Annotated in this window: 26 protein-coding genes; 13 read left to right on the forward strand and 13 right to left on the reverse strand. The window is 72.2% G+C overall.

The window, feature by feature from the left end:
* Nucleotides 1-43 precede the first annotated feature (43 nt).
* From ACZ69Q_RS31295 to ACZ69Q_RS31310, 4 genes are read left to right on the forward strand one after another with little or no spacing between them, the layout of a single operon-like run.
* A complete protein-coding gene (locus ACZ69Q_RS31295; protein ID WP_471048157.1) occupies nucleotides 44-1453 on the forward strand; it encodes an extracellular solute-binding protein in 1410 nt (469 codons plus the stop codon).
* A complete protein-coding gene (locus ACZ69Q_RS31300) occupies nucleotides 1450-2403 on the forward strand; it encodes a carbohydrate ABC transporter permease (RefSeq protein WP_471048159.1) in 954 nt (317 codons plus the stop codon). The genes ACZ69Q_RS31295 and ACZ69Q_RS31300 overlap by 4 nt, the downstream gene beginning before the upstream one ends.
* A 15-nt stretch (nucleotides 2404-2418) precedes the next feature.
* A complete protein-coding gene (locus tag ACZ69Q_RS31305; protein WP_471048162.1) occupies nucleotides 2419-3273 on the forward strand; it encodes a carbohydrate ABC transporter permease in 855 nt (284 codons plus the stop codon).
* On the forward strand, nucleotides 3270-4670 hold the full coding sequence (locus tag ACZ69Q_RS31310) for a glycoside hydrolase family 32 protein (protein WP_471048164.1): 1401 nt from the start codon (nucleotides 3270-3272) through the stop codon (nucleotides 4668-4670). Before ACZ69Q_RS31305 ends, ACZ69Q_RS31310 begins: the two co-directional genes overlap by 4 nt.
* Here the strand turns inward: ACZ69Q_RS31310 and ACZ69Q_RS31315 are convergent.
* A complete protein-coding gene (locus tag ACZ69Q_RS31315) occupies nucleotides 4633-5697 on the reverse strand; it encodes a LacI family DNA-binding transcriptional regulator (protein WP_471048165.1) in 1065 nt (354 codons plus the stop codon). The genes ACZ69Q_RS31310 and ACZ69Q_RS31315 overlap by 38 nt on opposite strands.
* Before the next feature lie 95 nt (nucleotides 5698-5792).
* Between ACZ69Q_RS31315 and ACZ69Q_RS31320 the strand changes: the two genes are divergently transcribed.
* Together ACZ69Q_RS31320 and ACZ69Q_RS31325 are read left to right on the forward strand one after the other, a co-directional pair.
* On the forward strand, nucleotides 5793-6623 hold the full coding sequence (locus ACZ69Q_RS31320; RefSeq protein ID WP_471048167.1) for an aldo/keto reductase: 831 nt from the start codon (nucleotides 5793-5795) through the stop codon (nucleotides 6621-6623).
* A 128-nt stretch (nucleotides 6624-6751) separates the two neighbouring features.
* The gene (locus tag ACZ69Q_RS31325; RefSeq protein WP_471048170.1) at nucleotides 6752-7186 is read left to right on the forward strand and encodes a cupin domain-containing protein; all 435 of its coding nucleotides are present in this window, start codon (nucleotides 6752-6754) and stop codon (nucleotides 7184-7186) included.
* Here the strand turns inward: ACZ69Q_RS31325 and ACZ69Q_RS31330 are convergent, their stop codons facing one another.
* The 4 genes from ACZ69Q_RS31330 to ACZ69Q_RS31345 form a co-directional block, all read right to left on the reverse strand.
* A complete protein-coding gene (locus tag ACZ69Q_RS31330; protein ID WP_471048271.1) occupies nucleotides 7187-9523 on the reverse strand; it encodes a SpoIIE family protein phosphatase in 2337 nt (778 codons plus the stop codon).
* Between the two features lie 101 nt (nucleotides 9524-9624).
* Nucleotides 9625-10080, reverse strand: coding sequence for a peroxiredoxin (locus ACZ69Q_RS31335; protein ID WP_471048172.1), 456 nt, complete (start codon nucleotides 10078-10080; stop codon nucleotides 9625-9627).
* Complete coding sequence (locus ACZ69Q_RS31340) at nucleotides 10077-10457, reverse strand: DoxX family protein (RefSeq protein ID WP_471048175.1); 381 nt, start codon at nucleotides 10455-10457, stop codon at nucleotides 10077-10079. Before ACZ69Q_RS31340 ends, ACZ69Q_RS31335 begins: the two co-directional genes overlap by 4 nt.
* 86 nt (nucleotides 10458-10543) lie before the next feature.
* On the reverse strand, nucleotides 10544-11290 hold the full coding sequence (locus ACZ69Q_RS31345) for a helix-turn-helix domain-containing protein (protein WP_471048178.1): 747 nt from the start codon (nucleotides 11288-11290) through the stop codon (nucleotides 10544-10546).
* Between the two features lie 87 nt (nucleotides 11291-11377).
* On the opposite strand from ACZ69Q_RS31345, the gene ACZ69Q_RS31350 reads away from it, so the two are divergent.
* Nucleotides 11378-12529, forward strand: coding sequence for an MFS transporter (locus ACZ69Q_RS31350; RefSeq protein ID WP_471048273.1), 1152 nt, complete (start codon nucleotides 11378-11380; stop codon nucleotides 12527-12529).
* A gap of 97 nt (nucleotides 12530-12626) precedes the next feature.
* On the opposite strand, the gene ACZ69Q_RS31355 is transcribed toward ACZ69Q_RS31350, so the two are convergent.
* The 6 genes from ACZ69Q_RS31355 to ACZ69Q_RS31380 form a co-directional block, all read right to left on the reverse strand.
* Entirely contained in the window at nucleotides 12627-13157 is a 531-nt protein-coding gene (locus ACZ69Q_RS31355) for a MarR family winged helix-turn-helix transcriptional regulator (protein ID WP_471048181.1), read from the reverse strand.
* A gap of 34 nt (nucleotides 13158-13191) precedes the next feature.
* Nucleotides 13192-14394, reverse strand: a complete 1203-nt coding sequence (locus tag ACZ69Q_RS31360; protein ID WP_471048183.1) for an NAD(P)/FAD-dependent oxidoreductase — start codon at nucleotides 14392-14394, stop codon at nucleotides 13192-13194.
* Entirely contained in the window at nucleotides 14391-14585 is a 195-nt protein-coding gene (locus tag ACZ69Q_RS31365; RefSeq protein ID WP_471048185.1) for a ferredoxin, read from the reverse strand. Before ACZ69Q_RS31365 ends, ACZ69Q_RS31360 begins: the two co-directional genes overlap by 4 nt.
* Before the next feature lie 58 nt (nucleotides 14586-14643).
* A complete protein-coding gene (locus tag ACZ69Q_RS31370) occupies nucleotides 14644-15876 on the reverse strand; it encodes a cytochrome P450 (RefSeq protein ID WP_471048188.1) in 1233 nt (410 codons plus the stop codon).
* Between the two features lie 123 nt (nucleotides 15877-15999).
* On the reverse strand, nucleotides 16000-16803 hold the full coding sequence (locus ACZ69Q_RS31375) for a response regulator transcription factor (RefSeq protein ID WP_471048191.1): 804 nt from the start codon (nucleotides 16801-16803) through the stop codon (nucleotides 16000-16002).
* A gap of 28 nt (nucleotides 16804-16831) precedes the next feature.
* Nucleotides 16832-17488 carry a TetR/AcrR family transcriptional regulator gene (locus ACZ69Q_RS31380; protein WP_471048193.1) on the reverse strand — a complete coding sequence of 219 codons (657 nt, stop codon included), beginning with the start codon at nucleotides 17486-17488 and terminating at the stop codon, nucleotides 16832-16834.
* A gap of 124 nt (nucleotides 17489-17612) precedes the next feature.
* Here ACZ69Q_RS31380 and ACZ69Q_RS31385 point away from each other — a divergent pair, with 124 nt between their 5' ends.
* The 4 genes from ACZ69Q_RS31385 (at nucleotide 17613) to ACZ69Q_RS31400 (ending at nucleotide 21887) form a co-directional block, all read left to right on the forward strand.
* Complete coding sequence (locus ACZ69Q_RS31385; protein WP_471048195.1) at nucleotides 17613-19007, forward strand: sensor histidine kinase; 1395 nt, start codon at nucleotides 17613-17615, stop codon at nucleotides 19005-19007.
* 159 nt (nucleotides 19008-19166) lie between these two features.
* Nucleotides 19167-19853: a response regulator transcription factor gene (locus ACZ69Q_RS31390; RefSeq protein ID WP_471048197.1), complete on the forward strand. Its 687-nt coding sequence runs from the start codon at nucleotides 19167-19169 to the stop codon at nucleotides 19851-19853.
* A 74-nt stretch (nucleotides 19854-19927) separates the two neighbouring features.
* A complete protein-coding gene (ligD, locus tag ACZ69Q_RS31395; protein ID WP_471048200.1) occupies nucleotides 19928-20911 on the forward strand; it encodes a non-homologous end-joining DNA ligase in 984 nt (327 codons plus the stop codon).
* Between the two features lie 199 nt (nucleotides 20912-21110).
* Entirely contained in the window at nucleotides 21111-21887 is a 777-nt protein-coding gene (locus ACZ69Q_RS31400; RefSeq protein ID WP_471048203.1) for an NPP1 family protein, read from the forward strand.
* 19 nt (nucleotides 21888-21906) lie between these two features.
* Here ACZ69Q_RS31400 and ACZ69Q_RS31405 read toward each other — a convergent pair whose 3' ends face one another.
* Entirely contained in the window at nucleotides 21907-22914 is a 1008-nt protein-coding gene (locus tag ACZ69Q_RS31405) for an ArsR/SmtB family transcription factor (protein ID WP_471048206.1), read from the reverse strand.
* A 108-nt stretch (nucleotides 22915-23022) separates the two neighbouring features.
* Here ACZ69Q_RS31405 and ACZ69Q_RS31410 point away from each other — a divergent pair, with 108 nt between their 5' ends.
* Entirely contained in the window at nucleotides 23023-24225 is a 1203-nt protein-coding gene (locus tag ACZ69Q_RS31410; protein ID WP_471048209.1) for an MFS transporter, read from the forward strand.
* 17 nt (nucleotides 24226-24242) lie between these two features.
* Nucleotides 24243-25178: a hydroxymethylbilane synthase gene (gene hemC, locus ACZ69Q_RS31415; RefSeq protein ID WP_471048212.1), complete on the forward strand. Its 936-nt coding sequence runs from the start codon at nucleotides 24243-24245 to the stop codon at nucleotides 25176-25178.
* A 27-nt stretch (nucleotides 25179-25205) separates the two neighbouring features.
* Here the strand turns inward: hemC and ACZ69Q_RS31420 are convergent, their stop codons facing one another.
* Nucleotides 25206-25727, reverse strand: coding sequence for a hypothetical protein (locus ACZ69Q_RS31420; protein WP_471048215.1), 522 nt, complete (start codon nucleotides 25725-25727; stop codon nucleotides 25206-25208).
* Between the last annotated feature and the right edge of the window lie 190 nt (nucleotides 25728-25917).

The raw sequence follows: 25917 nt of genomic DNA on the forward strand, positions 1-25917 counted from the left end.
TCTGGGGCACCACTACTGGACTAACACGAGTTAGGCCCGCTGCATGACCGACTCGCATCCCACCCGCCGCACGCTGTTGCGGTACGGCGCCTACGGCGCGGGAGCCGCCGCGCTCGCCGGTACCGCCGCGAGCTGGGATCGGCTCACCGGAGCCGACATCCCCGGCCGCGACGACGGCTCACTCGTCGTCGCCACGCTCGGCCCCGCCTACGGACCGGAGGCCGTCCGCACGCTCACCGAAGGCTTCAAGCAGGTCCATCCCGACATCAAGCTTCGGATCAACGCCGTCCAGGCCGTCGACTGGTCCGACTTCTTCGCGAAGATCCTCACCCAGATCGCTGCGGGCACGGCCCCCGATCTGGTGTACGTCGCCACCGAGGGCGTCCAGTTGTTCGCGCAGCGCCTCGGAGTCCCGCTGGACGACTGGGTGAAGCGGGACGCCGAGGAGCTGCGCGAGTACTTCGCCGACGTCCATCCCTCGCTGGTGGAGTCGATGATGTACGAGGGCTCCCTCTACCAGCTCCCGGTCGAGTTCAACGCGGCCGACATGTACCTCAACCACCAGGTGCTGAAGCGGGCGGGCGCGGACTTCCCCGCCGCCGACTGGACCCGCGACGACTTCACCGCGCTGCTGCGCGACATGAAGCGGGCCAGCGGCTCCCAGTTCACCCCGTACTTCTGGACCAACCGCCTGTGGGGCGGCGTGGTCCCGTGGCTGTTCGCCAACGACACCAACCTGCTCTCCGAGTCCAAGGCGCCGGGCGGTGCCTGGCTGTGGGACTCCTTCTATCCGGCCGCCGTGCGGGCAGGCCGCGGGGGCGGCTACCGGTGGACGACGCCGCAGGCCACCGACGCGCGCGTGGAGGAGGCGTACGACTATCTCGCCTCCCTCGTCCAGGAGGGCCTGTGCACCCGGCCCGAGGGCGGCAACGGCCAGAACCTGATCGGCGTGTTCTCCACCGGCCGGGTCGGCGTCACGCCCGCGGGCGGCTTCTGGGCGGGCGGTCTGCACCTGGCCGGCATGCAGGGGGACGCCTTCGACGTGCAGTACTTCCCGCGTTGGCGCACCCAGCGCATGCAGTTCGGCGCCGCCGGCTATGCGCTGCTGCGTACCTCGAAGCGGCAGGAGGAGGCCTGGGAGTTCATCAAGTACGCCGCCCGCAAGGACACCCTGACGCGGCTGTTCTCCACCAACCAGACCACCCCGGCACGCCGCTCGATGCTCACCGCCGACCGGTACCGGGAGACCGGCCCGGAGCGCTGGCCGGTCTTCTACGACACCCTCGACAAGTTCCCCGACACCGGGCCGATCCCCGCGCCGCCGCAGGTCGCCGAGGTCGAGCAGGTGCTGCTCAAGCACACCGGTACCGCGCTGGCCTCCCGGCGCTCGGTGGGGTCGGCGCTGCGCCGGATGCAGGGCGATCTGGAGAAGGCCATGGAGCGTGACGTATGACGAACACCCAGATACCGGCCGTACGGCCGCAGCCGCCCGCCGCGCCACCGGCCCCCGCTCCCCGGCGCTCCGCCCGCGACCGCGGCACCCGGCTGCTGGCCACGCTGTTCCTGGCGCCCACGATCGTCGGCATCGTCGTCTTCACGGTCGTCCCGATCGTCGGCTCGGTGGTGCTGAGCCTGTTCCACTGGAACGTCATCGACGACCCGAGCTTCGCCGGCGCGGCCAACTACCGTGAGGTCTTCACCGATTCGACCGTGCTGGTGTCCTTCGGCAACACGCTGCTGTTCATGGTGTTCGCCGTCGCGCTGCAACTGCTGATCGCCCTGGTGCTGGCCCTGGCGGTGAACGGGCGGATGCCGGTGTGGCTGCGGTCGGTGTTCCGGTCGGCGTTCTTCTTCCCGCTGATCCTGTCCGCGGCGTCGATCTCGGTGGTGATGAAGTACCTGTTCAACCAGGACTTCGGGGTCGTGAACTGGCTGCTCGGGATGGTCGGGGTCGCCCCGGTGCCCTGGCTGACGTCGGAGAACGCGGCGATGGCCACGGTGATCCTGGTCTACGTCTGGCAGCAGTTCGGGTTCTCGTTCCTGCTGTTCGTCGGCGGCCTGAACAACATCCCCAAGGAGATCCACGAGGCCGCCTCCCTCGACGGGGCGACCGGACTGCGCAAGCACCTCGGCATCACCCTGCCGCTGTTGTCGCCCACCCTGCTGGTGGCGTCGGTGGTCGGCATCATCAACGCGCTCCAGGTCTTCGAACAGCCCTACGTCCTCACCAACGGCGGTCCCGGCGACGCCACCCGCACCGTCGTGATGGTCATCTACGAGAGCGCATTCGAACAGCTCCGCTTCGGCGCCGCCTCGGCGGTGGGTGTGCTGCTGTTCGTGCTGATCATGGCGGTCACCGCCCTCCAGTTCCGGCTCAGCCGGCGTTTCGTCCACTACCAGTGAGCCGGTGACCCTCTCATGAGCCAAGCGACACTCTCCCTCAGCCGCACCCGGCACTCCCTCGCGCCATGGGCCCGGATCGCCGGCCTTGCGGTGTGCGCGCTGCTGACCCTGGGGCCGGTCATCTGGACCGTCTCCACGTCCCTGCGCACCCCGGCCGAGGCGTTCGACCTGCCACCGCGCCTCATCCCGACGAGCCCGTCCGCCGAGGCGTACCGCGGGGTCTTCGACCAGATCGACGTCTGGCTGCTCGCCCTCAATTCGACGCTGGTGACCGCGCTGATCGCGGTCGGCCAGATGATCACGGCCGGCCTCGCCGGGTACGCCTTCGCCCGCCTGGAGTTCCGGTTCAAGAAGCCGCTGTTCGGGCTGGTGCTGGCGACCATGATGGTGCCGCTCCAGGTCACGATCGTGCCGGTGTTCCTGGTGCTGAAGTCGATGGGCCTGACCGACACCCTGCTCGCTCTGATCATCCCGGCCTTCCCGACCGCGTTCGGAACCTTCCTGATGCGCCAGTACTTCCTGGGCATGCCCAAGGACCTGGGCGAGGCGGCGATGCTGGACGGCTGCGGCCCCTGGCGGATCTTCCGGTCCGTGTACGCCCCGCTGGCCGCGCCCGGTCTCGCGATCGTCGGCGTGCTCGCCTTCAACTACCACTGGAACGAGTTCTTCCGCCCGCTGATCCTGGAGACCTCGGCCCAGAACTACACGTTGCCGCTGGGCCTGGTCTCGCTCCAGGGCAACCTCGGCACCGGCTCCATCTCGGTGGTGCTCGCCGGTGTCGTGCTGTCCATGATCCCCGCCGTCGCCGTCTTCGTCGTCGGTCAGCGCCCTCTGCGTGAGGGCATCACGTCCGCAGGAGTCAACCGTTGAGCCTCGCCGCTCAGTGCACGGACCCCGGCGCCCCGCGCTTCCGGGTCCGTCCCCCCGCCAACTGGATCAACGACCCGAACGGTCCCTTCCGTTGGCGGGGCCGCCACCACCTCTTCTACCAGCACAACCCCGACGCCCCCGTGCACGCGAACGTCCACTGGGGTCATGTCTCCAGCCCCGACCTGGTCCACTGGGAACACCACCCGATCGCGCTCACCCCGACACCCGGCGGCCCCGACGAGGCGGGCTGCTGGTCGGGCTGTGTGGTCGACGACGACGGTGTGCCGACGGCCGTCTACACGGGCGTCGACCGGCAGCACACCGGTCTCGGTTCGATCTGTCTGGCGCGTGCGCTGATGCCGGAGGACGAGACGCTCACCGACTGGCGGCCCCTGCCCGCGCCGGTGGTGACGGGTCCGCCGGCCGGTCTGGACGTGGTGATGTTCCGCGACCCGTTCGTGTTCGGCAGCGGCGGTCGGCGTTGGGCGCTGGTCGGCGCCGGGCACGCGGACGGGACGCCTTCGGTGCTGCTGTACGACTGCGACGACCTGACCGACTGGCGGTTCGCGGGGGTGCTGCTCGACGGCAACGACCCGGTGGCCGCGCACGCCTTCGGCGACGGGGCGACGGGTTGGGAGTGCCCGCAGTTGCTGCGCACGCCGGACGGCACATGGGTGCTGGTGCTGTCACTGTGGGACGGGAACCCCGGCACCACCGGCTATCTGACGGGACGTCTGATCGCTGGCGGTGAGGGCGGGTTGCGCTTCGAGGCCCGCGCCGGAGGCCGGCTGGACCACGGCCGGGACTTCTACGCACCCGCCGTACTCCAGGAGTCCGAGCGGGCGTTGATGTGGGGCTGGTCCTGGGAGGCACGGGAGCAGGCCGAGGTCGACCGGGCGGGCTGGGCCGGAGTCCTGACGGCGCCGCGCGTGGTGGACGTGCATCCCGACGGGTCCCTGCGGGTCGTACCGGCGCCGGAGCTCGAACTGCTGCGGGCCGCCGAGCCGTTCGTGACGGCCGCGGGTCCGCCTGCCGCGCTGCCGGAGGCGTACGACCTGACGGTGACCGCATCCGGCCGCACGGGCGTGCGGCTCCTGCGGTCCGCCTCGGGTGCGGAGCTGACGGTGCTGCTGGACCCGGACGAGCAGACGGTGACGCTCGACCGGGGTGACTGGCCGCGCGGCGGGGCCGAGGGAGCGGGGCCGATCGTGGTACGGGTGCCGGCCGACGAGGTGCGGATCCTGGTCGACGGGTCGCTGTTCGAGCTGTTCGTGGGCGATCGGGCGATGGTCACCGAGCGGGTCTACCGGCGGCCGGACGATGTGGCCGAGCTGCTCGTGACCGGTGCCGGGGCAACGGTCACCGGCTGGGAGCTGGTCCCACCGACGCACGGCTGATCACCGGACAGGCCAGGCGCCGTACCGTCGCGGGCGGCGTCCGGCCCGTGCCGATGGCGTCGAGCAGCAGGCGTGCGGCGGCGTCGCCCATCGCCCGGTGCGGGAGGGCGACGCTGGTCAGAGGCGGAGTGAGGAACGCGGCCATGTGCTCCTGGTCGTCGTAGCCGACCACCGACAGCTCGTCGGGGACGGTGATGCCGAGCCGGGTCGCGGCGTGCAGGACGCCCGCCGCGACCCGGTCGTTGTAGCAGAAGATCCCGGTGGGGCGCCGGTCGGCGGGGACGCCGTCCAGGACACGCGTCGCGCCCTCGTACCCGCCGGAGATCTCGCCGCCGGTGCGCACGACCCACTCCTTGGGCACGCTGATCCCCTCGGCGCGCAGCGCGTCCCGGAATCCGCGCAGGCGGTCGACCGAGGCGATGTCGTCCTGGCCGCCGACCATGGCGACCCGGCGGTGCCCCGCGTCCAGCAGCAGCCGGGCCGCCGTACGGCCGCCGGCGCGCTCGGCGGGGATGACGGCGGGCAGGGAGTCGTCCTCGGGCAGGCAGTTGGCGAGGACGGAGTGGGTGCGGTGCAGGCCCTCGGGGACGCGGACCCGGCGCAGCGACATGGCCGCGTAGATGATGCCGTCCACGCGCCGGTCGAGGAGCTCGGCGACGGCCGCGTCCTCCTTGGCCGCATCGCCGCCCGAGTCGATGGTGAGCACGAGGTGCTCGCTGTCCCAGGCCGTCTCCATGGCACCGCGCAGCAGCCGTCCCGCGAACGGCGAGGAGGCGATCTCGTCGGTGACCAGGCCGATCACCGCCGTACGGCGACGCCGCAGGCCGCGGGCGACCGGGTCCGGCCGGTAGCCCAGCTCGGCGGCGGCGCGGCGGATCCGCTCCTGGGTGGCGGGCGAGAGATTGCCCTCGGCGCGGCCGTTGAAGACGAAGGAGACGGCCGTGTGCGACACCCCGGCGAGCCGGGCGACGTCCCGTGACGTCGGACGCCCGGATCCCGCCGCCTGCTTCTCCTCGGTGCCGCCCATCCCGTGGCCCGTCCTCATCCCCACCCGTCCGGTTGATCGATCCTCACCCTATCCGTGACGCTGGGTGTACGGCACAGTCGAGGGAAGGTCCGACAGTGATCAGCATTCCGCTGCACACGCTCAACGACGGTACGACGATCCCCGCCATCGGCCTGGGCACCTGGCCGATGGACGACGCCCAGGCGGAAGAGGCCGTGGCAGACGCCCTGGATCTGGGCTACCGCCTCGTCGACACCGCGACGAACTACCGCAACGAGACGGGGGTCGGCCGGGGCATCGCCGCGAGCGGGGTTCCGCGCGCGGAGGTGGTGGTGACGACGAAGCTCCCGGGCCGGCACCACGGCTACGAGGAGACGCTCGCCTCCTTCGAGGAGTCCCGGCGCCGCCTGGACCTCGCGTACGTCGACCTGTACCTGATCCACTGGCCGCTCCCCCGGGTCGACAAGTACGTCGACTCCTGGCGGGCCATGATCAAGCTCCGCGAGGACGGTCTGGTCCGGTCGATCGGCGTCTCCAACTTCACGCCCGAGCACATCGAGCGGCTTCAGCGGGAGACGGGCGTCCTGCCGTCCGTGAACCAGATCGAGCTGCACCCGCTGTTCCCGCAGGACGAGCTGCGCGCCTTCCACGAGGACAAGGGCATCGTCACCGAGAGCTGGAGCCCGCTGGGGCGCGGCGGCGATCTCCTGGACGACCCGGTCGTCAAGGGCATCGCCGAGACCCTCAAGGTGACGCCCGGCCAGGTCGTTCTGCGCTGGCACACGCAGCTCGGCGCGCTGCCCATCCCCAAGTCGGCCGACCCGGAGCGGCAGCGCGCGAATCTCGACATCTTCGGCTTCACCCTGGACGCCGCGCAGCTTGCGGCCGTCGCCGACCGGGCGCATCGGCGACTCGGCGGGGATCCCGAGGTGCACGAGGAGTTCTGAGCGGGGTACGCAAGCGAAGGCTCCTGAGGTCCGGCGAAATCCGTGGATGTTGTGGTTCCGACCTCAACTGCCCATCGCTGCCTCTATGTTCACGGCGACAACCGCTTTCGCCTCAGGAGGCTCCTCGTATGCGCCCCGCGCTCCGCACCGCCGTCACCGGCGCAGTGGTCGCCGCCACCGTCCTCGTCGCCGGGCCCGCCCGGGCGACTCCGCCCGGGCCCGGCGTCACCGGCCGGGTCATCAGTCAGAAGACCGTCGGCGACACCGACTACATCGTCAGGGAGGTCACCATTCCGCCGGGCCAGGCCACCGGCTGGCACTACCACGACGGCCCGCTGTACGCCTTCGCACAGCAGGGCACCCTCAGCCACTACGACTCCACCTGCGCCTCGGACGGCGTCTACCCGAAGGGCAGCTTCATCAAGGAGCCGGCCGGGCCCGGCAATGTGCACATAGGCCGCAACGAGGGGGACACCCCGGTCGTCCTCGATGTGCTGTACGTGCTGCCGCACGGCGCGCCGTTCTCCCGGGACGCACCGAACCCGGGCTGCTCGTTCGAGTGATCAGATCGGCGGCAGCGGCTGTTCCGCCCAGATCGTCTTGCCGCTGTCGGTCTGCCGACTGCCCCAGCGCTGGGTGAGCTGCGCGACGAGCAGCAGTCCGCGCCCGCCCTCGTCGTAGGCGTGGGCCCGGCGCAGATGCGGTGAGGTCGAACTGCCGTCGGAGACCTCGCAGATGAGGGTGCGGTCACGGATCAGCCGGAGCTGGATGGGCGGCGCGCCGTACCGGATGGCGTTGGTGACGAGTTCACTGACGACGAGTTCGGTGACGAAGGCCGCCTCGTCCAGCCCCCAGGCGGCGAGCTGGTCCGTGGCCGCCTGCCGGGTGGTCGACACGTGCTCGGGGTCAGGCGTCACGTCCCAGGTGGCGATGCGGTCGGCGCCCAGGGCCCGGGTGCGGGCGAGCAGCAGGGCCACGTCGTCGCTGGGATTCTCAGGCAGGACGGCCTTGAGCACGCCGTCGCACAGCGCGTCGAGGGTCTCGGCGGGCGCGGTCAGCGCACGGCACATCTCGGCGGTGGCGTGGTCGATGTCGCGGTCGCGGTCCTCGATGAGGCCGTCCGTGTACAGGGCGACGAGGGCGCCCTCGGGCAGTTCGATCTCCTTGGCCTCGAAGGGCAGTCCCCCGACCCCGAGGGGCGGCCCGGCGTTCATCTCGACGACCTGCGCGGTGCCGTCGGGCAGGACGACGGCCGGCGGCGGATGGCCGGCGGCGGCCAGGCTCAGGCGCCGGGTGACGGGGTCGTAGACGGAGTACAGGCAGGTGGCGCCCAGTTCGGCGACCTCGTCGGAGTCGTCCCCGGCGAGATGGGTGACCAGGTCGTCGAGGTGGGTGAGGAGTTCGTCGGGCGGCAGGTCCACGTCGGCGAGGGTGCGTACGGCCGTGCACAGGCGGCCCATGGTGGCCGACGAGGGGATTCCGTGTCCGACGACGTCACCGACGACGAGGGCGACCCGGCATCCGGACAGCGGGATCACGTCGAACCAGTCGCCGCCGATGCCTGCCTGCGATCCGGACGGCCGGTAGCGGTGCGCCACCTCGACCGCCGCCTGTCCGGACAGCCCCCGGGGCAGCAGGTTGTGCTGGAGGGCCAGCGCGGTGGTGCGTTCGCGGGCGAAGCGGCGGGCGTTGTCCACGCAGACGGCGGCCCGGCTGCCGAGTTCCTCGGCGAACACGGCGTCGTCGGGCACGTAGTCGTCGGACTGTCTGATGCGCACGGCCACGGCGACGCCGAGCGTGATGCCGCGGGCCCGCAGCGGCACCGCCATCATCGAGTGGGCGCCCACGCGGTGACTGCGGCCGGCCGGGCCGCGGGCGTTGCGTTCCGCGATCCACCGCATGAACGCGGGCTCGCCGGCCTGGCTCTGGATCACCCGGCCTTCCAGGATCGCGCGGGCCGGCGGCGAGAACGGCGGGTAGATGTCCACCTCGCCGAGGTGGACTGCGGCTTCCGGGGTGCCCTCGGTGCCGGAGCCGTGGGCGACCCGGCGCAGGGCGATGTCGGTGGCTGTGAGTGCCGGGGGTTCCTCCGCGTTCAGGACCCAGTCGAAGAGGTCCACGCTGACGAAGTCGGCGAACCGGGGTACCACGATCCCGATCAGCTCCTCGGCGGTGCGCACCACGTCCAGGGTCGTGCCGATGGCCGCGGCGGCCTCGTTCAGCAGGGCCAGCCGCTCCCGAGCCCAGTACTGGTCGGAGCTGTCGAACGCCGCGATGGCGGTGCCCACGACATCGCCGGAGGCGTTCCGCACCGGCCACATCTCGATGCTCCAGGCGTGGTCGCGGTTCAGTGCCGGGGCTCCGGTGAAGCTCTCGTACCGAACCGGCCGGCCGGTCTCGGCGACCTGTCGCAGATGCCAGTGAAAGCCGCGGCTGTACCGGGCGTCCTCCACGGTCTGAGGGAAATGCCGGCCGATCAGGTCCTCCTCCGGGACGCCCATGACCTGGCAGGCGACGTCGTTGAGCCGCTGATAGCGCTGCTCGGTGTCGAAGACCGACATCGACATCGACGCCTGCTGGAAGGCCTCCTCGCCCAGGTCCGGCTCCCGCTCGCCCGCCGGTTCACCGGTGATCACGAAGCCGTCGGGTGCGCCGTCCTCGCCCAGCACGGCGTGCGCGCGCACCGTCAGGGGTACCTGTGCGCCGTCGCGGTGGCGCAGGAGGACACGGCCGGTGAGTGCGGTCACGGCGGCGGGTGCCGGTTCCTGCGCGAGCAGGTCCCGTGCGGGCCGTCCCACGACCTCCTCGGCGGTGTGGCCGGTCAGCCGCCGGGCACCCTCGCTCCACCCCTTCACCACACCCTGGGCATCGAGGATCGCCGCGGCGGAGACGCGCTCCATGTCGTCCAGCATGAGTCCTGCGCCGCACCGCATCAACCGCGACGCCGTGCGCTACATACGGGCCTGTGCGCTCGCGCCCGCCGCCCCGTGTGGCCGTGCGCTCACTTGCGCAGCGCGGCGAGGGCCCGGTCGGCGTGGGTGTTCATCCGCAGTTCGCTGCGCACGACCTCCAGGACCGTGCGGTCCTGCCCGATGACGAAGGTGACCCTCTTGGTGGGCGCCAGCGAGAAACCGCGGGTCACGCCGAACCGCTCACGGATCGCGCCGTCCGCGTCGGACAGCAGCGGCATGCCGAGGGTGTGGCGTGCGGCGAACTCCTGCTGACGTTCGACGGCGTCCCCGCTGATACCGACGGGCCGGGCGCCGACCGCGGCGAACTCGGCGGCGAGATCACGGAAGTGGCAGGCTTCCGCGGTGCAGCCGGAGGTGAGGGCGGCCGGGTAGAAGAAGAGCACCACCGGTCCCTCGGCGAGCAGCTCGGTGAGGCTGCGCTCGGTGCCGGTCTCGTCCGGCAGCGCGAAGTCCTCGATCTTGTCGCCGACCTTCAGTGCGCTCATGCCCGTCCCTCCGTGCCCTTGGCGATGCCGCGTGCCCACAGCACGAGCGGGATCTGCAACGGCAGCCGCCCGAAGGCGACGGCCTTCTGCGGCGCGGGGCGGTCGCGCCAGTCGACGGCCATCTTGACGTTCGCGGGGAACACGCCGACGAAGAAGGCCGCCGCCGCGAGCGCGGCGGGCTTGCGGGTGCGCGGCAGCGCCAAACCGGCCGCGAGCGCGAGCTCGGCGACACCACTGGCGTACGTCCATGTCCGGGGCGTCCCCGGCAGGGAGCGCGGTACGACGGCGTCGAACTGGCGGGGAACGGCGAAGTGGGCGACCCCCGCCGTGGCCAGCAGGCCGGCGAGCAGCAGGGGCGAGCGTTCGGACCGGGGCACGGATCCTCCTTGGATGGCCTGCCGCCGGATGCTACCGGAGGGTAGGTCTGCGGCCGCCATCCGCCCCCGCCCGTTCATCGCGCCTGCTACGCGCGGCGGTTGTGGGTTCCGGGGGTGTATCCGAAGGAGCGGCGGAAGACGTCGATGAAGGCGCTGGCGGAGGACCAGCCGCAGCGGTGCGCGACGGTCGTGACGGGGGTGCCCTCGGCGAGCAGGCGCAGCGCGTGGTAGAGCCGTGACTGGGTGCGCCACTGCGGGAAGGTCATGCCGAACTCGTGGCGGAAGAGCCGGCTGAGGGTGCGCTCGCCGGCCCCGGTCGCGGCGCCGAGCGCGGCGAGGGTGCGCGGGTCGGCCGGGTCGGCGTGGACGAGCGCGCAGACGGCGGCCAGGCGTGGATCGGCGGGCGTGGGCAGGCGCAGAGGCTGCTGCGGCGAGGCACGTAGCTGGTCGCGCAGGACGGCGAGCAGGCGGTGGCGTTCGGGGCTGTGGTCGTCGGGGTCGCGGGTGTAGGCGAGGATCAGCTCGCGCAGGAGCGGACCGACGGCGAGGACGGTGGGGGCGTCCAGGCCGAGGGGGTTGTCGTCGGCGGGCAGACCGACCAGGTACAGGTCGAGGTGGCCGTGAGCGCGGTGGGCGTGGTCGGTGCCGGCGGGTACCCAGATGGCACGGTTGCCCGGCGCGAACCAGGTACCGGCGTCGGTGGTGACGGCGAGGACGCCGGAGCCCGCGTAGACGATCTGGTGGTCGTCGTGCCGGTGCGCGTCGATGCGTTCCCCGGCGCTCAGGACCTTGGCGCGAGTCGGCGCGGTCGGCGTGTGGCGGATGTTCGACACACTTGGGCAGATTATCGGAAGCGGGCCAGGAACGCGCCCGGCGACGATCGCAACGTGTCCGAGAAACGCAACCGAGCCATCACGCTGATGTCCCTGGGCCACGCCTGTGTGGACGTGTACCAGGGCGCCGTCGCCGCCCTCGTCCCCTTCTTCGTCGCCGAACGCGCCTACAGCTACGCCGCCGCCTCGGGCGTCGTGCTCGCCGCCTCCCTGCTGTCGTCGGTGGTGCAGCCGCTGTTCGGGGCGCTCACCGACCGCCGGCCGATGCCCTGGATGCTGCCGCTGAGCGCGCTCACGGCAGGTGCGGGGGTCGCGCTGAGCGGTGTCACGGATTCCTACGCGCTCACGCTAGCGGTCGTGGCCGTGTCCGGGATCGGCGTCGCCGCGTACCACCCGGAGGCGGCCCGCGCGGCCCGCGCCGCGTCCCGGGGCAGCCATACGGCGATGGGCTGTTTCTCCCTCGGCGGCAACGTCGGCTTCGCCCTGGCGCCGCTTCTCGTGGCGGCGGTGATCGCCACCGGCGGCCTGCGCGCCTCTCCCCTGCTGGTCGTGCTGGCCATGGCGGGGGCGGCCCTGTGCGCGGCGGCGGTGCGCTCGGCAGGGGGCCGTGCCGCCGCCACGTCCAGGGGCGAGGGTGTCGGGACGGACGACTGGCCGTCGTTCCTGCGGCTGTCCGGCGCCATCGTGTGCCGGTCGATCGTGTTCGTCGGCCTGAGCGCGTTCGTCTCGCTGTACGTCCGCCAGCGGACCGGCGGCGGCGACCTGGCCGGCACGGCCGCGCTGTTCGTGCTCTACGCGGGCGGGGCGGTCGGGACCGTTGCCGGGGGCCGGCTCGCCGAGCGGTACGGGCGGCTCACGGTCGTACGCCGGGCGTACACGCTGTCCGTGCTCGCGGTGGCCGGGGTCGTCCTCGTTCCCGGTCCGGCGGTGTACCTGTTCGTCGCACTCACGTCGGCGGGCCTGTACGTCCCGTTCTCACTGCACGTCACGCTCGGCCAGGACTATCTGCCCCGGCGGGTAGGCACCGCGAGCGGGGTGACGCTCGGCCTGGCCGTCAGCGTGGGCGGCCTCGCTGCACCGGCGATCGGCGCACTGGCAGACGCCACGTCGCTACAGACGGCACTCGTCCCGCTCGTCGCCCTGCCCGCGCTGGGACGACTGCTACTGAACGGCCTACGAGAGCCAACGACACCCGAACCGCCCCACACTGGCTCCCACCTGGCCCAGACGGCACCCTGAGTGCGTCGCACAAAGTCAGCCACGGCTCGACAACCCTCCAGGGGCGCGGGGAACTGCGCGATCAGCCACAACGGCGCCGCAGACGACAGACATCGGTTCAGGTGCCCGCGCCCCGCGTCGCCGCCTGCTGTTCGCCGTCCTCGTCGGCGGCGTGGGTGAGGAAGTCGTCGACCATGCGATGGAAGAGCGTGGCGAGCTGCCGCAGTTCCTCGGGCGTCCAGTCGGCCAGGGCGAGCTGCATGCCGCGGGCCCCCGCGTCCCGGACCCGGTCGACGGCCCGGCGCCCGGAGTCGGTGAGCTCGATGCGCTGGGCACGACGGTCCTGCGGGTCCGGGACACGGGTGAGGTGGCCGGACCTCTCCAACTGCTGCACGGTGCGCGTGACGTGCGAGGCCTCCACACCCAGCCGGCCGGCCAGCTCCCCCGGCCGCAGCGGCTCCGAGTCGGCGACCTGACGCAGCAGCGCCACGGCCGCCCGGTCCAGCGGTACCCCGGCCAGGGCCATCAGCCGTTCGTGCTGCCGGGCACGCGTACTCAGATACGTGATCCGGGTGAGCGCGCGCTCGATCTCGGCCACTTCCGGGGACGCGGGGGTGTCGGGGAGTTCGGGGAGCGGTGTGGCGAACATACCGGCCACTTTACCATCTCATTGCGTAACTCAATTAATTTGCGATCGCATCGACTCCCACCGCCTCCCGCCAACTCGCGCCGCCGGCGATGGCCTGGCGCCGGTGCCGCAGCGCCCTGGGCGGCATCCCCACCGCGAGCGCCCCGGCGACCCGGTCCCCGGTGCGGTACGCGGCGACGAACCGGCGCTCCGCCGGATCGCCCTCCACCACGGCGACCTCGTCGTGCCCGCGCAGGTAGCCGTATGCCTGGATCTTCATGTCGTACTGATCGGACCAGAAGTACGGCACCGGCGCGAACGGCTTGCGCGCCTCGGGGCGCAACAGGTTGCGGGCGGCGGCCATGGCCTGCTCGGCGGCGTTGGTGCGGTGCTCGATGCGCATCGACCGGCCGAACAGCGGGTTGTACCAGCGGGCGACGTCCCCGGCGGCGTACACTCCCCCAGCCTCCGGCCGGGGGGACCCCCAGGCGGCCTCGCAGTACTCGTCGCAGACGACGCCGTCGCCGACGGTGAGTCCGCTGCCGTCGAGCCAGTCGGTGTTGGGCAGCGAGCCGACGGCGGTCAACACCTCGTCGGCCTCGATCAGTTCACCGTCGGCCAGTCGCACCCCGTGCCCGGTCACCTCGGTCACGGTGACCCCGCAGCGCAGGTCCACGCCCCGCTCCCGATGGGCGTCCGTCAGCATCTCGCCGACCTGCGTGCCGACGGCGTGGGCGAGCGGCACCGGGGCGGGCTCCAGGAGCGTCACCTCGCAGCCCAGCCGCCGGGCGACGGCGGCGGCCTCGGCCCCGAGGAACCCGGCACCGACCACGACGAGCCGCCTGCCCGGCGCCAGCCGGTCCCGCAGTCGCACCGCGTCCTCCAGGGTGCGCAGGACATGCCCGCCCTCCCCGGGCAGCCGGCGCGGACGCACCCCGGTGGCGATGATCAGGCCGTCGTACGGCACCACCGAGCCGTCGCCCAACTCCACCTCGGCGTCGGCGAGTCGCAGGCCCGTCGCGGGTACGCCGAGGCGCAGGTCGAGGCCGAGCCCGGCGAGGTCGTCGGGGGTGCGCAGGTTCAGCCGCCCTGGTTCCCACTCGCCGGACAGCAGTTGCTTGGACAGGGGCGGGCGGTCGTAGGGGGCGAGCGGTTCGTCGCCGACGAGGGTGAGGGTGCCGTCGTAGCCCTCGCGGCGGAGTGTCTCGGCCGCCGCGAGGCCGGCGGCCGAGGCCCCCACGACGACGATCCGCCTCACCGGTCCACCAGCCGGATCGCGGCGGCCGGGCAGATCGTCACGGCTTCCCGGACGCCGTCCAGGTGTGCGGCGGCGGGATGCTCGTCGAGCAGGATCGCGATGCCGTCGTCGTCCTGGTCGAACACGTCCATCGCGGCGAGCACGCACTGCCCCGACGCGACGCACCTGTCGGCTTCCAGCTCCACCTTCATGATTCGGTTTCCTTTCCTCGGACGTGGGTGTGGTTCGTGGTGCGCGGGTGAGGAGCGGTCACCAGGACACGGGCAGTTCGTGGACGCCGTAGATGAACGCGTCGGTCTTGAAGCGGACGTCCTGCAGGTCGCCGGCGAGCTTCAGTGTCGGGATGCGTTTGTAGAGGGTGCCGTAGACGACCTGGAGCTCCATGCGGGCGAGCGGCTGGCCGAGGCACTGATGGACACCGAAGCCGAAGGCGACGTGGCGGCGGGCGTCGCGGGTGATGTCGAGGCGGTCGGGGTCGGCGAAGACGTCGGGGTCGCGGTTGCCGATCTCGTTGACCATGATCACGCCCTCGCCGGCCCTGATCACCTGGCCCGCGATCTCGATGTCCTCGGTCACCGCCCGGCGCCGCCCGAGGTGGGTGATGTGCAGGTAGCGCAGGAGCTCCTCGACCGCGGACGCGACGAGTTTCGGGTCGTCGGACTCGCGCAGGAGGGCGAGCTGGTCGGGGTGCCGGAGCAGGGCCAGGGTGCCGAGCGCGATCATGTTCGCGGTGGTCTCGTGACCGGCGATGAGCAGGAGCAGGGCCATCTCGGTGGCCTGCTGGTGGGTGAGTTCACCGGCGGTGACGCGGCCGGCGATGCTCGACAGCAGATCGTCCTTCGGCTCGGCGATCCGCCTGCCCACCACTCCGGCGAGGTAGCCCGCGACCTCGCGGCTCGCCGCACCGCGCTCCTCGGGCGTGGCGGTCGTGCGGACCATGGTCTTGGTGTGCTCCTGGAAGAAGTCGTGCTCCTCGTAGGGCACGCCCAGCAGCTCGCAGATGACCAGCGACGGGATCGGCAGAGCGAACACGTCCACCAGGTCGACCGGGGCGGGGCCGGCCAGCATGTCGTCGATCAGGCCGTCCACGATGCGCTGCACGGCGGGCCGCAGGGCCTCGACCTTCTTGACGGCGAACGGCGCGGTGACCATCCGGCGCAGCCGGGCGTGCTCGGGGTCGTCCATCATGATGAAGCTGAGCTTGCCCTCGCCACCCTCGGGGCTGGCCTTCGTGGGGTAGCCCGGCCGGTCGGTGTCGGCGCTGACGCGCGGGTCGCCCAGCAGGGCGCGCTGCTCGGCGTACCGGGTCACGAGCCACGACTCGCTGCCGTCCCACAGCCGCACCTTGGCGAGCGGGCCCTGCTCCTGAAGGTCCTTCAGCGCGGGCGGCGGGTCGAAGGGGCAGCGGGACTGCCTGGGCATCGGAAACTCGGGAACGGCGTCCGGTGCCTCGGACGTGCGACCGGTGAGGGTGTCGGCCATGGTTCACCTCTGCTGTGGGGGGCGGCATCGATGAGCACATGCAAACAGAGGGGTCTGACGCCTTCCGGTCAGTTTCCTGACAGGAGACTGACGTGGCCCGGATCACATGACCGGCGCTGGACCTCAGCCAGTGGCGTCGCCTCCGCCCAGCCAGTAGCCGAAGCCGCGGCGCGTGTGGATCAGCGCCGGGGCGTCCCGGTCGACCTTGCGGCGCAGTCGGGAGACGAGCTGCTCGATGGCGTTGTCGCCGCGGTGGTCGCCCCAGACGTGGCGGCCGATCTGCTCCTTGGACAGCACCCGGTGCGCGTTGGCCAGGAGATGGCGCAGCAGCCGGTACTCCGCGGGCGTGAGGTCGAGCGCCCGCGTCCCCCGTCGCGCCCGGCACACGGCGTCGTCCAGGACGAGGTCGCCGTAGTGCAGTGGATTGCCCCTGGGCCGGCCGGGGCGGGCGTCGCGCAGCAGGACCTGGATCCGGGCGAGGACCTCGGCCACCCGGAAGGGCTTGGTGACGTAGTCCCGTCTGCCCGGGCCGAGTTCGGGCACCAGTTGGTCCAGGAAGTCGCACTCGGTGAGCAGCAGGACGGGCGGGCGGTACGGCAGCTCGGGCCTGCGTTCCCGGTCGAAGTCGCCCTGGTCCGGTACGTCCGTGTCGAAGACGACCAGGTCGAAGCGTCGTTCGGCGACGCGCGCGATGGCCTCGGTGCCGCTGCCGGTGAGGCTGATCCGGTAGCCGGCCAGCTCCAGTGTGGTCGTGAGGAGTTCGGCGAGGTGGAGGTCGCCCGCGACCACCAGGACATGCTGGCCGGCGCCGCGCGCCAGGCGCTCCGCCGGCAGTGCCGCTATGGGTCGTCGATCGTCTGCGGGCCGGTGGTGGCTGGTCGCGCAGTTCCCCGCGCCCCTCGGGGGCGCCGCCGAACCGGTGTTCATAACCTGCCCCGTCCGCCGAAGGTCGATTTCACGGTCGTACTCCGGGTGTCGCAGCCGCCAGCCACATGCCGACGACGGCGTCGGTGACGCCCGTGGCGGCGTCGTCCCAGGTGGCCCGAGGGGTGGGGGTGTGTTCGGCGAGGGCGCGTTCGCGCTCGGCGGCCACGTGGACGATCAGATGGCGGACCATCTCGCCGCGCTCGGCGCGGACCTCGGCCGGGAGGTCGGGCAGGCACCGGTTCAGGCCGTCGATGATCGTCTGGAGGGACGGGGAGGTGAGGGCCTCCTCGACCATGATCCGGTGCAGTGCCGGATCGGCGACGACCTGGGCGCAGAACCGCGCGTACCAGGTGGGGCTGCCGAGCGCGGCGAGGTGTTCGAGGGAGGGGCGGACCAGGCAGTCCACCCAGTTGCGCACGTCGTCCGGGTCGGTCAGGTCGGCGAGCAGGCGGGCGCGGATCTCCTCGATGCGCGTCGAGTGCCGGCGGACGATGGCGCGGACGAGGTCGGTCTTGGTGCCGAAGTGGTAGCCGACCGCGGTGTTGTTGCCCTGTCCGGCGGCCTCGCTGACCTGGCGGTTGGACACCGCGTACACCCCGTGTTCGGCGAAGAGCCGCTCGGCCGCGGTCAGGAGCAGCTCCCGGGTCGCGTCCGCCTGTTCCTCCCGCAGTGTCCTGCCTGCCATGATCACCGCCGTACCGGGACTTCGTATCGCACCTCGGCGGCCAGTCCCTCGAGCCGCCGCGGTTTCACCTCCGTACAATCTAAGTCAATTGATTGAACAGGACGTGGGCCGGGACGTGAGATGCATGCGGGCGACGGTACTAAAGGCCGGGCGCGCGACGCTCCATCTCCTGGTCGCGGCCGCGATGGCCTTCGGGATGTACCTCTTCATCACCGTTTTGCTGATCACCGCCGTCGGCACCGTCGCGGTGGTCGGCTGCTGGCTGCTGCCGGAGACGGTGATCCTCCTGCGGCGTATCGCCGGGGCAAAGCGACGCCTGACCGCCGCCTGGACGGGGCGGGAGATCCCCGAGGCCTATCGGACCGTCGACGGGCCGCTGGCCGAGCGGCTGCGCACCGCGGTGCGTGATCCCGGCACGCTCACCGATCTGCGCTGGATGGCCGCCTACTACGTCTACGGCGCCCTGGTCCTGCTCGCGCTGCCGCTGTGGCCCGTCGGCCTCGTCGTGGACGGCGTGGGCTGCGGGCTGCTGCGCCGGCGGGCCGTCGTCCTGCCGTGGATCGTGCGCCTGGCGGACCTGGAGGCGAACTGGTCGACCGCGCTGCTGCGGCCGTCGCCGCAGGCGCTGCTGGCGGCGCGGGTCGAGCGGCTCACCGCGACCCGGGCCGACGCGGTCGCCGCGCACGGCGCCGAGCTGCGCCGGATCGAGCGGGACCTGCACGACGGGGCGCAGGCGCGGCTGGTGTCGCTGTCCATGCGGATCGGGCTGGCCAAGCGCGCCTACGACCGTGATCCGGACGCCGCGCGCAAGCTGCTGGACGACGCCCAGGCGCAGGCCGAGGAGGCACTGGCAGAGCTGCGTCACGTGGTGCGCGGCATCCATCCGCCGATCCTGACCGACCGGGGGCTCACCGGTGCCGTGCGGGCGCTGGCCGCCGGGTCCGGGCTGCGGGTGAGCGTGGACGCGGACGGGCTGGCGGAAGACGGTCCGCGGGCGCCCGCGGCGGTCGAGGCGGCCGGCTACTTCGTGGTGGCCGAGGCCCTCCGGCGCCCGCGAGCGGATCGCCTCCAGCCAGCGCGAGCCGTTCTTCGAGCCCATGCCGCGCCGCCCCAGCCAGTACAGCGTCACATCGCCGAGGAACGCGGCCGTCGACGCCGTCACGAACACCAGCGCCAGAGAGAACGGCGCCGTCTGGTGGAACGCCACCACCGCGGCCGAACTGACCAGTGCACGAACGTGGCCAAGCACAGCGGCTCCCCCACCGCCACGGTCCGGCTCGCGCGGACCAGGAGGGGACTGCGGGTCTCCGTCGCCGACGAGGGCCGCGGCGGGGTGGACGAGCGGAACGCGGCCGGAGCACGTCGGGACACCTCCCCGACACGCGGCGCCATGGGCGAGGGCGGCTCGGGTCTGCTCGGGGTGCGGCGGCGGGTCGCGGCGCTCGACGGGACCGTACGGGTGTCGAGTCCGGTCGGAGGGCCGACGGTGATCGAGGTGGACCTGCCGTGCGTGTGGTGAGCGCCGGACCACGGGCCGTCCTGCTGGGGGATGACGTGGGCGCGGGACATACTGCGTTGCGAGTAGGGGTGATTGTCGGCAGACGGACGACGACGCGGCGGGCCGAAACCGCCACGCTGAGGGCCGACCGATGATCCGGAGCCGGAAGAAGCACCACCCATGACGATCCGTGTACTGCTCGCCGACGACCAGGCCCTGCTGCGGGCCACCTTCCGGATCCTGATCGACTCCTGCGCGGACATGGAGGTGGTCGGCGAGGCCACCGACGGCACCGAGGCCCTCGAACTCGCCCGGATCCACCGCCCCGACCTGGTCCTGATGGACATCCGGATGCCCGGCACCGACGGGCTCGCGGCCACCTCCGCGATCTGCGCCGACCCGGATCTCACGGCGGTGCGGGTGCTGATCCTGACCACGTTCGAGATAGACGAGTACGTCGCGCAGGCGCTGCGGGCCGGGGCGAGCGGCTTCCTCGGCAAGGACGTCACCGCGGACGTGCTGCTCGCCGGCATCCGCACGGTGGCCGCCGGCGAGTCCCTGCTCTCCGCCGCGGCGACCCGCACCCTGATCACCCGGTTCCTGTCCTCCCCCGCCGAGAGCGCCCAGTCGGCCGCTCCGCAGCACCTGGCCGCCCTCACCGCCCGCGAACGGGAGGTCATGGCCTGGGTGGCCGAGGGCCACTCCAACGAGGAGATCGCCGGGAAGCTCTACGTCAGCCCGCTGACCGTACGCACCCATGTGCATCGCGCCATGACGAAGCTGGGTGCCCGCGACCGTGCCCAACTCGTCGTCATGGCCTATCAGTCGGGCCTCGTGCGGGCCGTTCCGCCGAACGGGGGCGAGTGACGCCCCGACCGCCGTTCAGGGGAAATCGGCGGCCGGTGCGCGTGGCGGCGGGCGGGCGTGTCGAGAACTGACCCGTGAGCCTGCCGCTGATCCCTCCGATGCTCGCCACGCCCGGCAAACTCCCGCCCACCGCCCAGGACGCCCGCTGGGCGTACGAGACCAAGCAGGACGGCCAGCGCGCGGTGGTCTACGCGGCGGGTGACGGCACCCTGCTGCTGCGCGCCCGCTCCGGCGAGGACATCACGGCTGCCTACCCCGAGCTGCGGCCGCTGGGCGACGCGCTCGGCACCACGCCCGCCGTGCTGGACGGGGAGATCCTGGCGCTGGACGAAGAGGGGCGTGCCGACTTCCAGTTACTCCAGTCCCGGATGGGGCTGGCGCACTCGCCCGCACGGGCCGCCCGGATGGCCGCGCAGACTCCCGCGCATCTGGTGCTGTTCGACGTGATGCACCTGGCGGGCCGCTCCCTGCTGAAGGTCCCCTACTCCCGGCGGCGCGGGCAACTGGAGGACCTCGGCCTGAACGGGCCGTTCTGGTCGACGCCCGGTGCCGTCGTGGGACACGGGGCCGAGGCGCTGGCGGCCACCCGGGACCACGGTCTGGAGGGGCTGGTCTGCAAGCGGCTGGACTCGCTGTACGAGCCCGGGGTGCGCTCCCGCGCCTGGGTCAAGATCCGCAACATGCGCAGTGAGGACGTCGTCGTGGGCGGCTGGCTGCCCGGCAAGGGCCGGCTCACCGGCCTGCCGGGCGCGCTGCTGGTCGGGCAGTTCGCGGCCGACCGCCGGCTGCGGTACGTCGGCGGCGTGGGCACCGGCTGGAGCGAGGCCGAGCGGACCGAGCTGGCCGAACTGCTGCGGGCCGTCGCGACGGACGGGTGCCCGTTCGATCCGGTGCCCCGAGCGGCGGGCGCGCACTGGGTGCTGCCCCGGCTGGTCGGCGAGGTGCGCTACAGCGTCCGCACCCGGTCCGGGATGCTGCGCCAGCCTTCCTGGCTGCGGCTTCGACCGGACCTGACGCCGGAGGAATCGGCGGCCTGGCTGCCGCAGGACAGCGCCTGACGGGGTTTCGGACCCGGCTCGCGAGCGCCTGATCAGGCCGGTCGGCGAGGTCCAAGGTGCCTTTCCCCGGCGCCGATTGTTGTGCTGATCGTTACCAGTGGTACGCCCGTGCCTCTTGGCACCGCTGTGAAACGCCGGGATCCTGAACTGCCCATCCCCCCATAGCCGTTGGGCTGCGCCGTTCCAGGAGGAGGACGCAGTGGCGTCACAGTCGTTCCGCACCCACAGCAAGAGATGGCTCACCGGGCTCGCCGGTGCCGCCGCCCTTGTCATCGCTTTCCCCAGCGCCGCCTTCGCCGCGCCGCCCGGGGCCCTGCCCGCCAACGCCGAGTCGGGCGAGCGGACGTATCAGCCGGCCTTCGACTACGACACCGACGGGTGCTACTCCACCCCGGCCATCGGCCCGGACGGCACCGTCAACGGCGGCCTCAACCCGACCGGTGCGCTCAACGGCCAGTGCCGTGACGCCTCGGACCTCGACAACACCAACAGCTACTCGCGCTACAAGTGCAACAACGGCTGGTGCGCGTACATCTACGGCCTGTACTTCGAGAAGGACCAGGCGGTCGCGGGCAGCAGCATCGGCGGGCACCGGCACGACTGGGAGCACGTCGTGGTGTGGGTACAGAACAACGCGGTGCAGTACGTGTCGACGTCCAACCACGGCTCGTTCACGGTGCACGCCGCGTCCTCGGTGCGCTTCGACGGCACGCACGCCAAGATCGTGTACCACAAGGACGGCATCAGCACGCACTGCTTCCGGCTGGCGAACTCGAACGACGAGCCGCCGGAGAACCACAAGGGCACCTGGCAGTACCCGCCGCTGGTCGGCTGGAACGGCTACCCGGCGGGCGTGCGCGACAAGCTCGTCGCATACAACTTCGGCAGCGCCAACTTCGGCCTGAAGGACGGCAGCTTCGCGTCCCACCTGTCGTCGGCAAAGCCGTCCGGCATCTCCTTCGACCCGAACGCCTGAGCCGTCGGGCACTTGCCGCTCAATCCGCCCCTGGGCCGACGTCCCCCTCCACGAGGGCGTCGCCCAGGGGCGTTCGTGCGTACAGGACGTAGTGGCCCTGGCGCCGGGACTCCAGCAGCCCGGCCTCCCGCAGCGTGGACAGGTGGGCCGACACGGTCGACGGGGCCAGGCCGTGACGGCGGGCCAGCTCCGTCGTCGAGGAGGGCGCGGTGAGCCCCGCGAGGACGGCAGCGCGCTGGTGGCCGAGCAGCTTGGCGAGCGCCCGCGGTGGACGCGGCGGCGACGCGTCGTGCAGGCGGCCCATGCCACGCGCGGGGTAGATGACCGTCGGCTGCCAGGGCCGGGCGAAACCGCTGACCACGTCCGGCCACACGAACACGCTCGGCATGAGCAGCACTCCCCTGCCGTCCGGGCGCTGGGCGTCCGCCAGTTCGTCGTAGCGGCGCAGGGTGAGGGTGTGGCCAGCCCAGTCGACGGCCGGGTGCAGGCCGGTGAGGAGCGCGTCGAGGCCGCCGTCGGCCGCCCGGCGCGAGCGGTGCGCGATGTCCGCCTCCAGTACGGCGCGGTGTCGCGGCCAGTCCGGGGCGAGCAGCGCGTGCCAGGCCCGTTCGGTGAGGTCGGCAAGGCGCCGCACGGTGGCGGCGGGGTCGTCGAGCGCGGCCCGGCCCTGGGATGAGTCGGCGAGTCCGGGGACGCAGGCCAGGGAGCGGGTCATCTCCGCGTGGGCCAGGGCCGGGTCGGTGGCGCGCATCCGGGCGAGCTCGTCGTCGAAGGACGGGTACGGCTCCTTCGGGGGCGCGCCCAGGAAGTCGGGGGTGTAGCCGCCGGCGGGTGGGACGAACAGCCACAGGGGTACCAGGTCGAGGCCGGCGAGCGTACGGCGCATACGGCGCAGCCAGGTGCGGTGGTAGCCGTGCCGGGCGGGCCGGCGCAGCATCCGCAGCGCCTCGTGGGTCTGGCACAGCGGCGAGATCGCGAACCGGCAGCGCGTCAGGTCGTCGGTGCCGAGATGCAGGGCGAGCGGCATGGCGACCCCCGTCGTGAGCGGCGATTCGTCCTGGACCGAAAGAGTAGAGCGCGCCTGCCGCGGCCCCGCACGCTTACCCCCGGCTCCCCCTGTCGAAAAGGAGGTCGGATGGGCGGCACAGGTCCTGCGCCATGGCGGCGCGCTGCCGTCGTCGCGGCGCTGATGCTCGCGGCGTTCACCTTCAACACCACCGAGAACCTGCCGGTCGGGCTGCTCGCGCTGATGGCCGACGATCTGCGGGTGTCGCTCGCCGCCGTGGGCGCCCTGGTCACCGGGTACGGCCTGACCGTGGCCCTCGCCTCGCTGCCGCTCGTCCAGGTCACCCGGTCGATGCCGCGCCGGTATCTGCTCACGGGGATCCTGGGGCTGCTCGCCGTTGCGAGCTGGGTGTCGGCGCTGGGTGGCGTGTCGTACGCGGTGCTGCTGGCGGCGCGGGTGGCGACGGCGCTGGCGCAGGCGGTGTTCTGGTCGGTGATGGGCCCGGTGGCGGTCGGCATGTTCGCGCCCGGGCGCCGCGGACGCGTGATCGGCGTGCTGTCCGTCGGCGGTTCCCTGGCCACGGTGGCCGGCGTGCCGGCCGGGACCTGGCTGGGCGGGCACACCGACTGGCGCACGCCCTTCGTACTGCTCGGGGTGCTCGCACTCGTCTCGCTGGTGACGATCGCCGCGCTTTTGCCGACGTCCCGTCCGCAGGACGGTCATGCCGCGTACGGCACCGCCCCGGACCGGCGCGGGTTCCGCGCTGTGCTGGCGGTGACCGCCCTGTCGGTGACCGGTGCCTTCGCGGGATTCACGTATGTCGTCGCTTTCCTCGACGAGGTCAGCGGGTTCGGCGCGGGCGCGGTCAGTGCGGTGCTGTTCGCGTTCGGCGGGGCGGCGCTGGCGGGCGTCGCCGTGACCGGGCCGCTCCTCGACCGCTTGCCGCGGGCCACGCTGACCGTCCCGGTGGCGGCCCAGGCGGTGGCGCTGCTCGGCCTGTGGGCGACGGGCCACGTGCGGGCGGCGAGCGTGGTGCTGATCATGGTGCTGGGCGCTTCGGTCGCGACCGTCTTCATGGCGACGCAGAACCAGGTGCTGAGGGTCGCGCCGGGCCGGACCGAGACCGCCCTCGCCGCCAACTCGGCCGCTTACAACGTGGGCATCGCCGCCGGCGCTCTGCTCGGGGGCGGACTGCTGCCCGTGGTCGGGGTGCGCGGCACGTTCCTGGCCGGAGGGCTGTTCTCGGTGGCCGCGCTGATGGTACAGACCCGGCCGGCGCGGGCGGGGAGTGGAGCGGGAATCGGCCGGTGGCGTACGAGCGCGGACTTGTGACGGTCTATCGTGTCGTCATGTCCGCCCCTGAACTGATCCGAATCGTCTCCCGCGACTCGCCGATGGCGCTCGCCCAAGTGGAGCGTGTCCGCGCCGAGTTGGCGGCCCTGTATCCCGGTGTGCGCACCGAGGTCGTGCCCGTGAAGACGACCGGCGACAAGTGGATGGGCGACCTGTCCCAGGTCGAGGGCAAGGGCGCGTTCACCAAGGAGGTGGACGCCGCCCTGCTGGCGGGCGAGGCCGATCTCGCCGTGCACTGCGTGAAGGACATCCCCGCCGATCGGCCGCTGCCCGCGGGGACGACGTTCGCCGCGTTCCTGAAGCGGGACGACGTCCGCGACGCCCTGATCCACCCGGGCGGGCTCACACTGGACGAGCTGCCCGACGGTACCCGGATCGGCACCTCGTCGGTGCGCCGGGTCGCGCAGTTGGCCGCCACCCACCCGCACCTTCAGTGCGTGCCGTTCCGCGGCAACGCCAACCGGCGGCTGGAGAAGCTCGCGGCCGGCGAGGCGGACGCGCTGCTGCTCGCGGTGGCCGGCCTGGAGCGCATCGGCCGCACCGACGTGATCAGCGAGGTCCTCTCCCCCGAGGTGATGATGCCGCCCATCGGCGCGGGCATCCTGGCGCTCCAGTGCCGGGAGGGCGACACCGAGCTCATCGACGTCGTCAGCGGCCTCGGCGACCCGGACACCTACCGGGAGGCCACCGCCGAGCGCATGTTCCTGCACGTCCTCCAGGGCCACTGCAACAGCCCGATCGCCGGGTACGCACGCGTGGACCGCAGTGGTGAACTGTCCCTGCGGGCCTGCGTGTTCACCCCGGACGGAAAGACGCGGCTGAACGCCCACGAGTGGGCCGGCCGACTGGATCCGGCCACGCTGGGTACGTCGGTCGCGGTCGCGCTGCTGCGTCAGGGCGCCCGCGAGATCATCGACGGCATCCCGCACTGAGCCGGGCGGGCACCGACCTGAGGCTCGTCAGGCGGTGCCCTCTTCGGCCTGCTCCCGCAGGAAGTTGCTGACCTGGAGCGCGAGGCCGTCACGCAGGGTGGCGGCGTGGGCGCCGACGGAGTTCTCCGCCATGCCGACGCCGCCGGTCCACAGCCGGCGGTCCGCCCACTCCTCCTCGACGCGCAGTTGGATCTGCACGTCGACCTGGCTCAGGCTCGCCTCCGGCCCGGCCGCGTACAGCACGGCGGTGGCCCGGCGCAGCGGGTAGACGTCGAAGCCCTCGATGAACTGCGAGTTGCGCCAGTCGATGAACGCGGCCTCGCCGTCGCCGCCGATCCGCACGTCGATCTGGCCGTCCTCGAGGTGGATGCCGAGGTGCCGCTCGCCGCGGTTTTCGACGGTGACCCGAACCCGGAAGTACGCCAGCCCCTCGGCGGCGTCGTCCCGTCCCCGCGGCGGCTCGGCGGCCTCCAGGCGGTGGACGCGGACACGCAGACCGGCATGCTCGTCGTACTCGTGCCAGTCCCCGACCACGTTCGGCTCGTACACAATCCACCTCTCGACCCAGAGAGCTGCTTCCTATCTTTGCGCTCAGTGCACTGTCAAATGAGCAGAATGCGCTGTGGCCTGCCCATTCGCCCCCTTGATCACCGATCAAGCCGTGGGCAGGAAGAATCGGCTTCCGGGCCCTGCGAGGGTGGTCACCCACGTGCCGCACATCACGTTCCGCGCACCTCGT

Source organism: Streptomyces sp. NPDC036764, assembly GCF_055609385.1.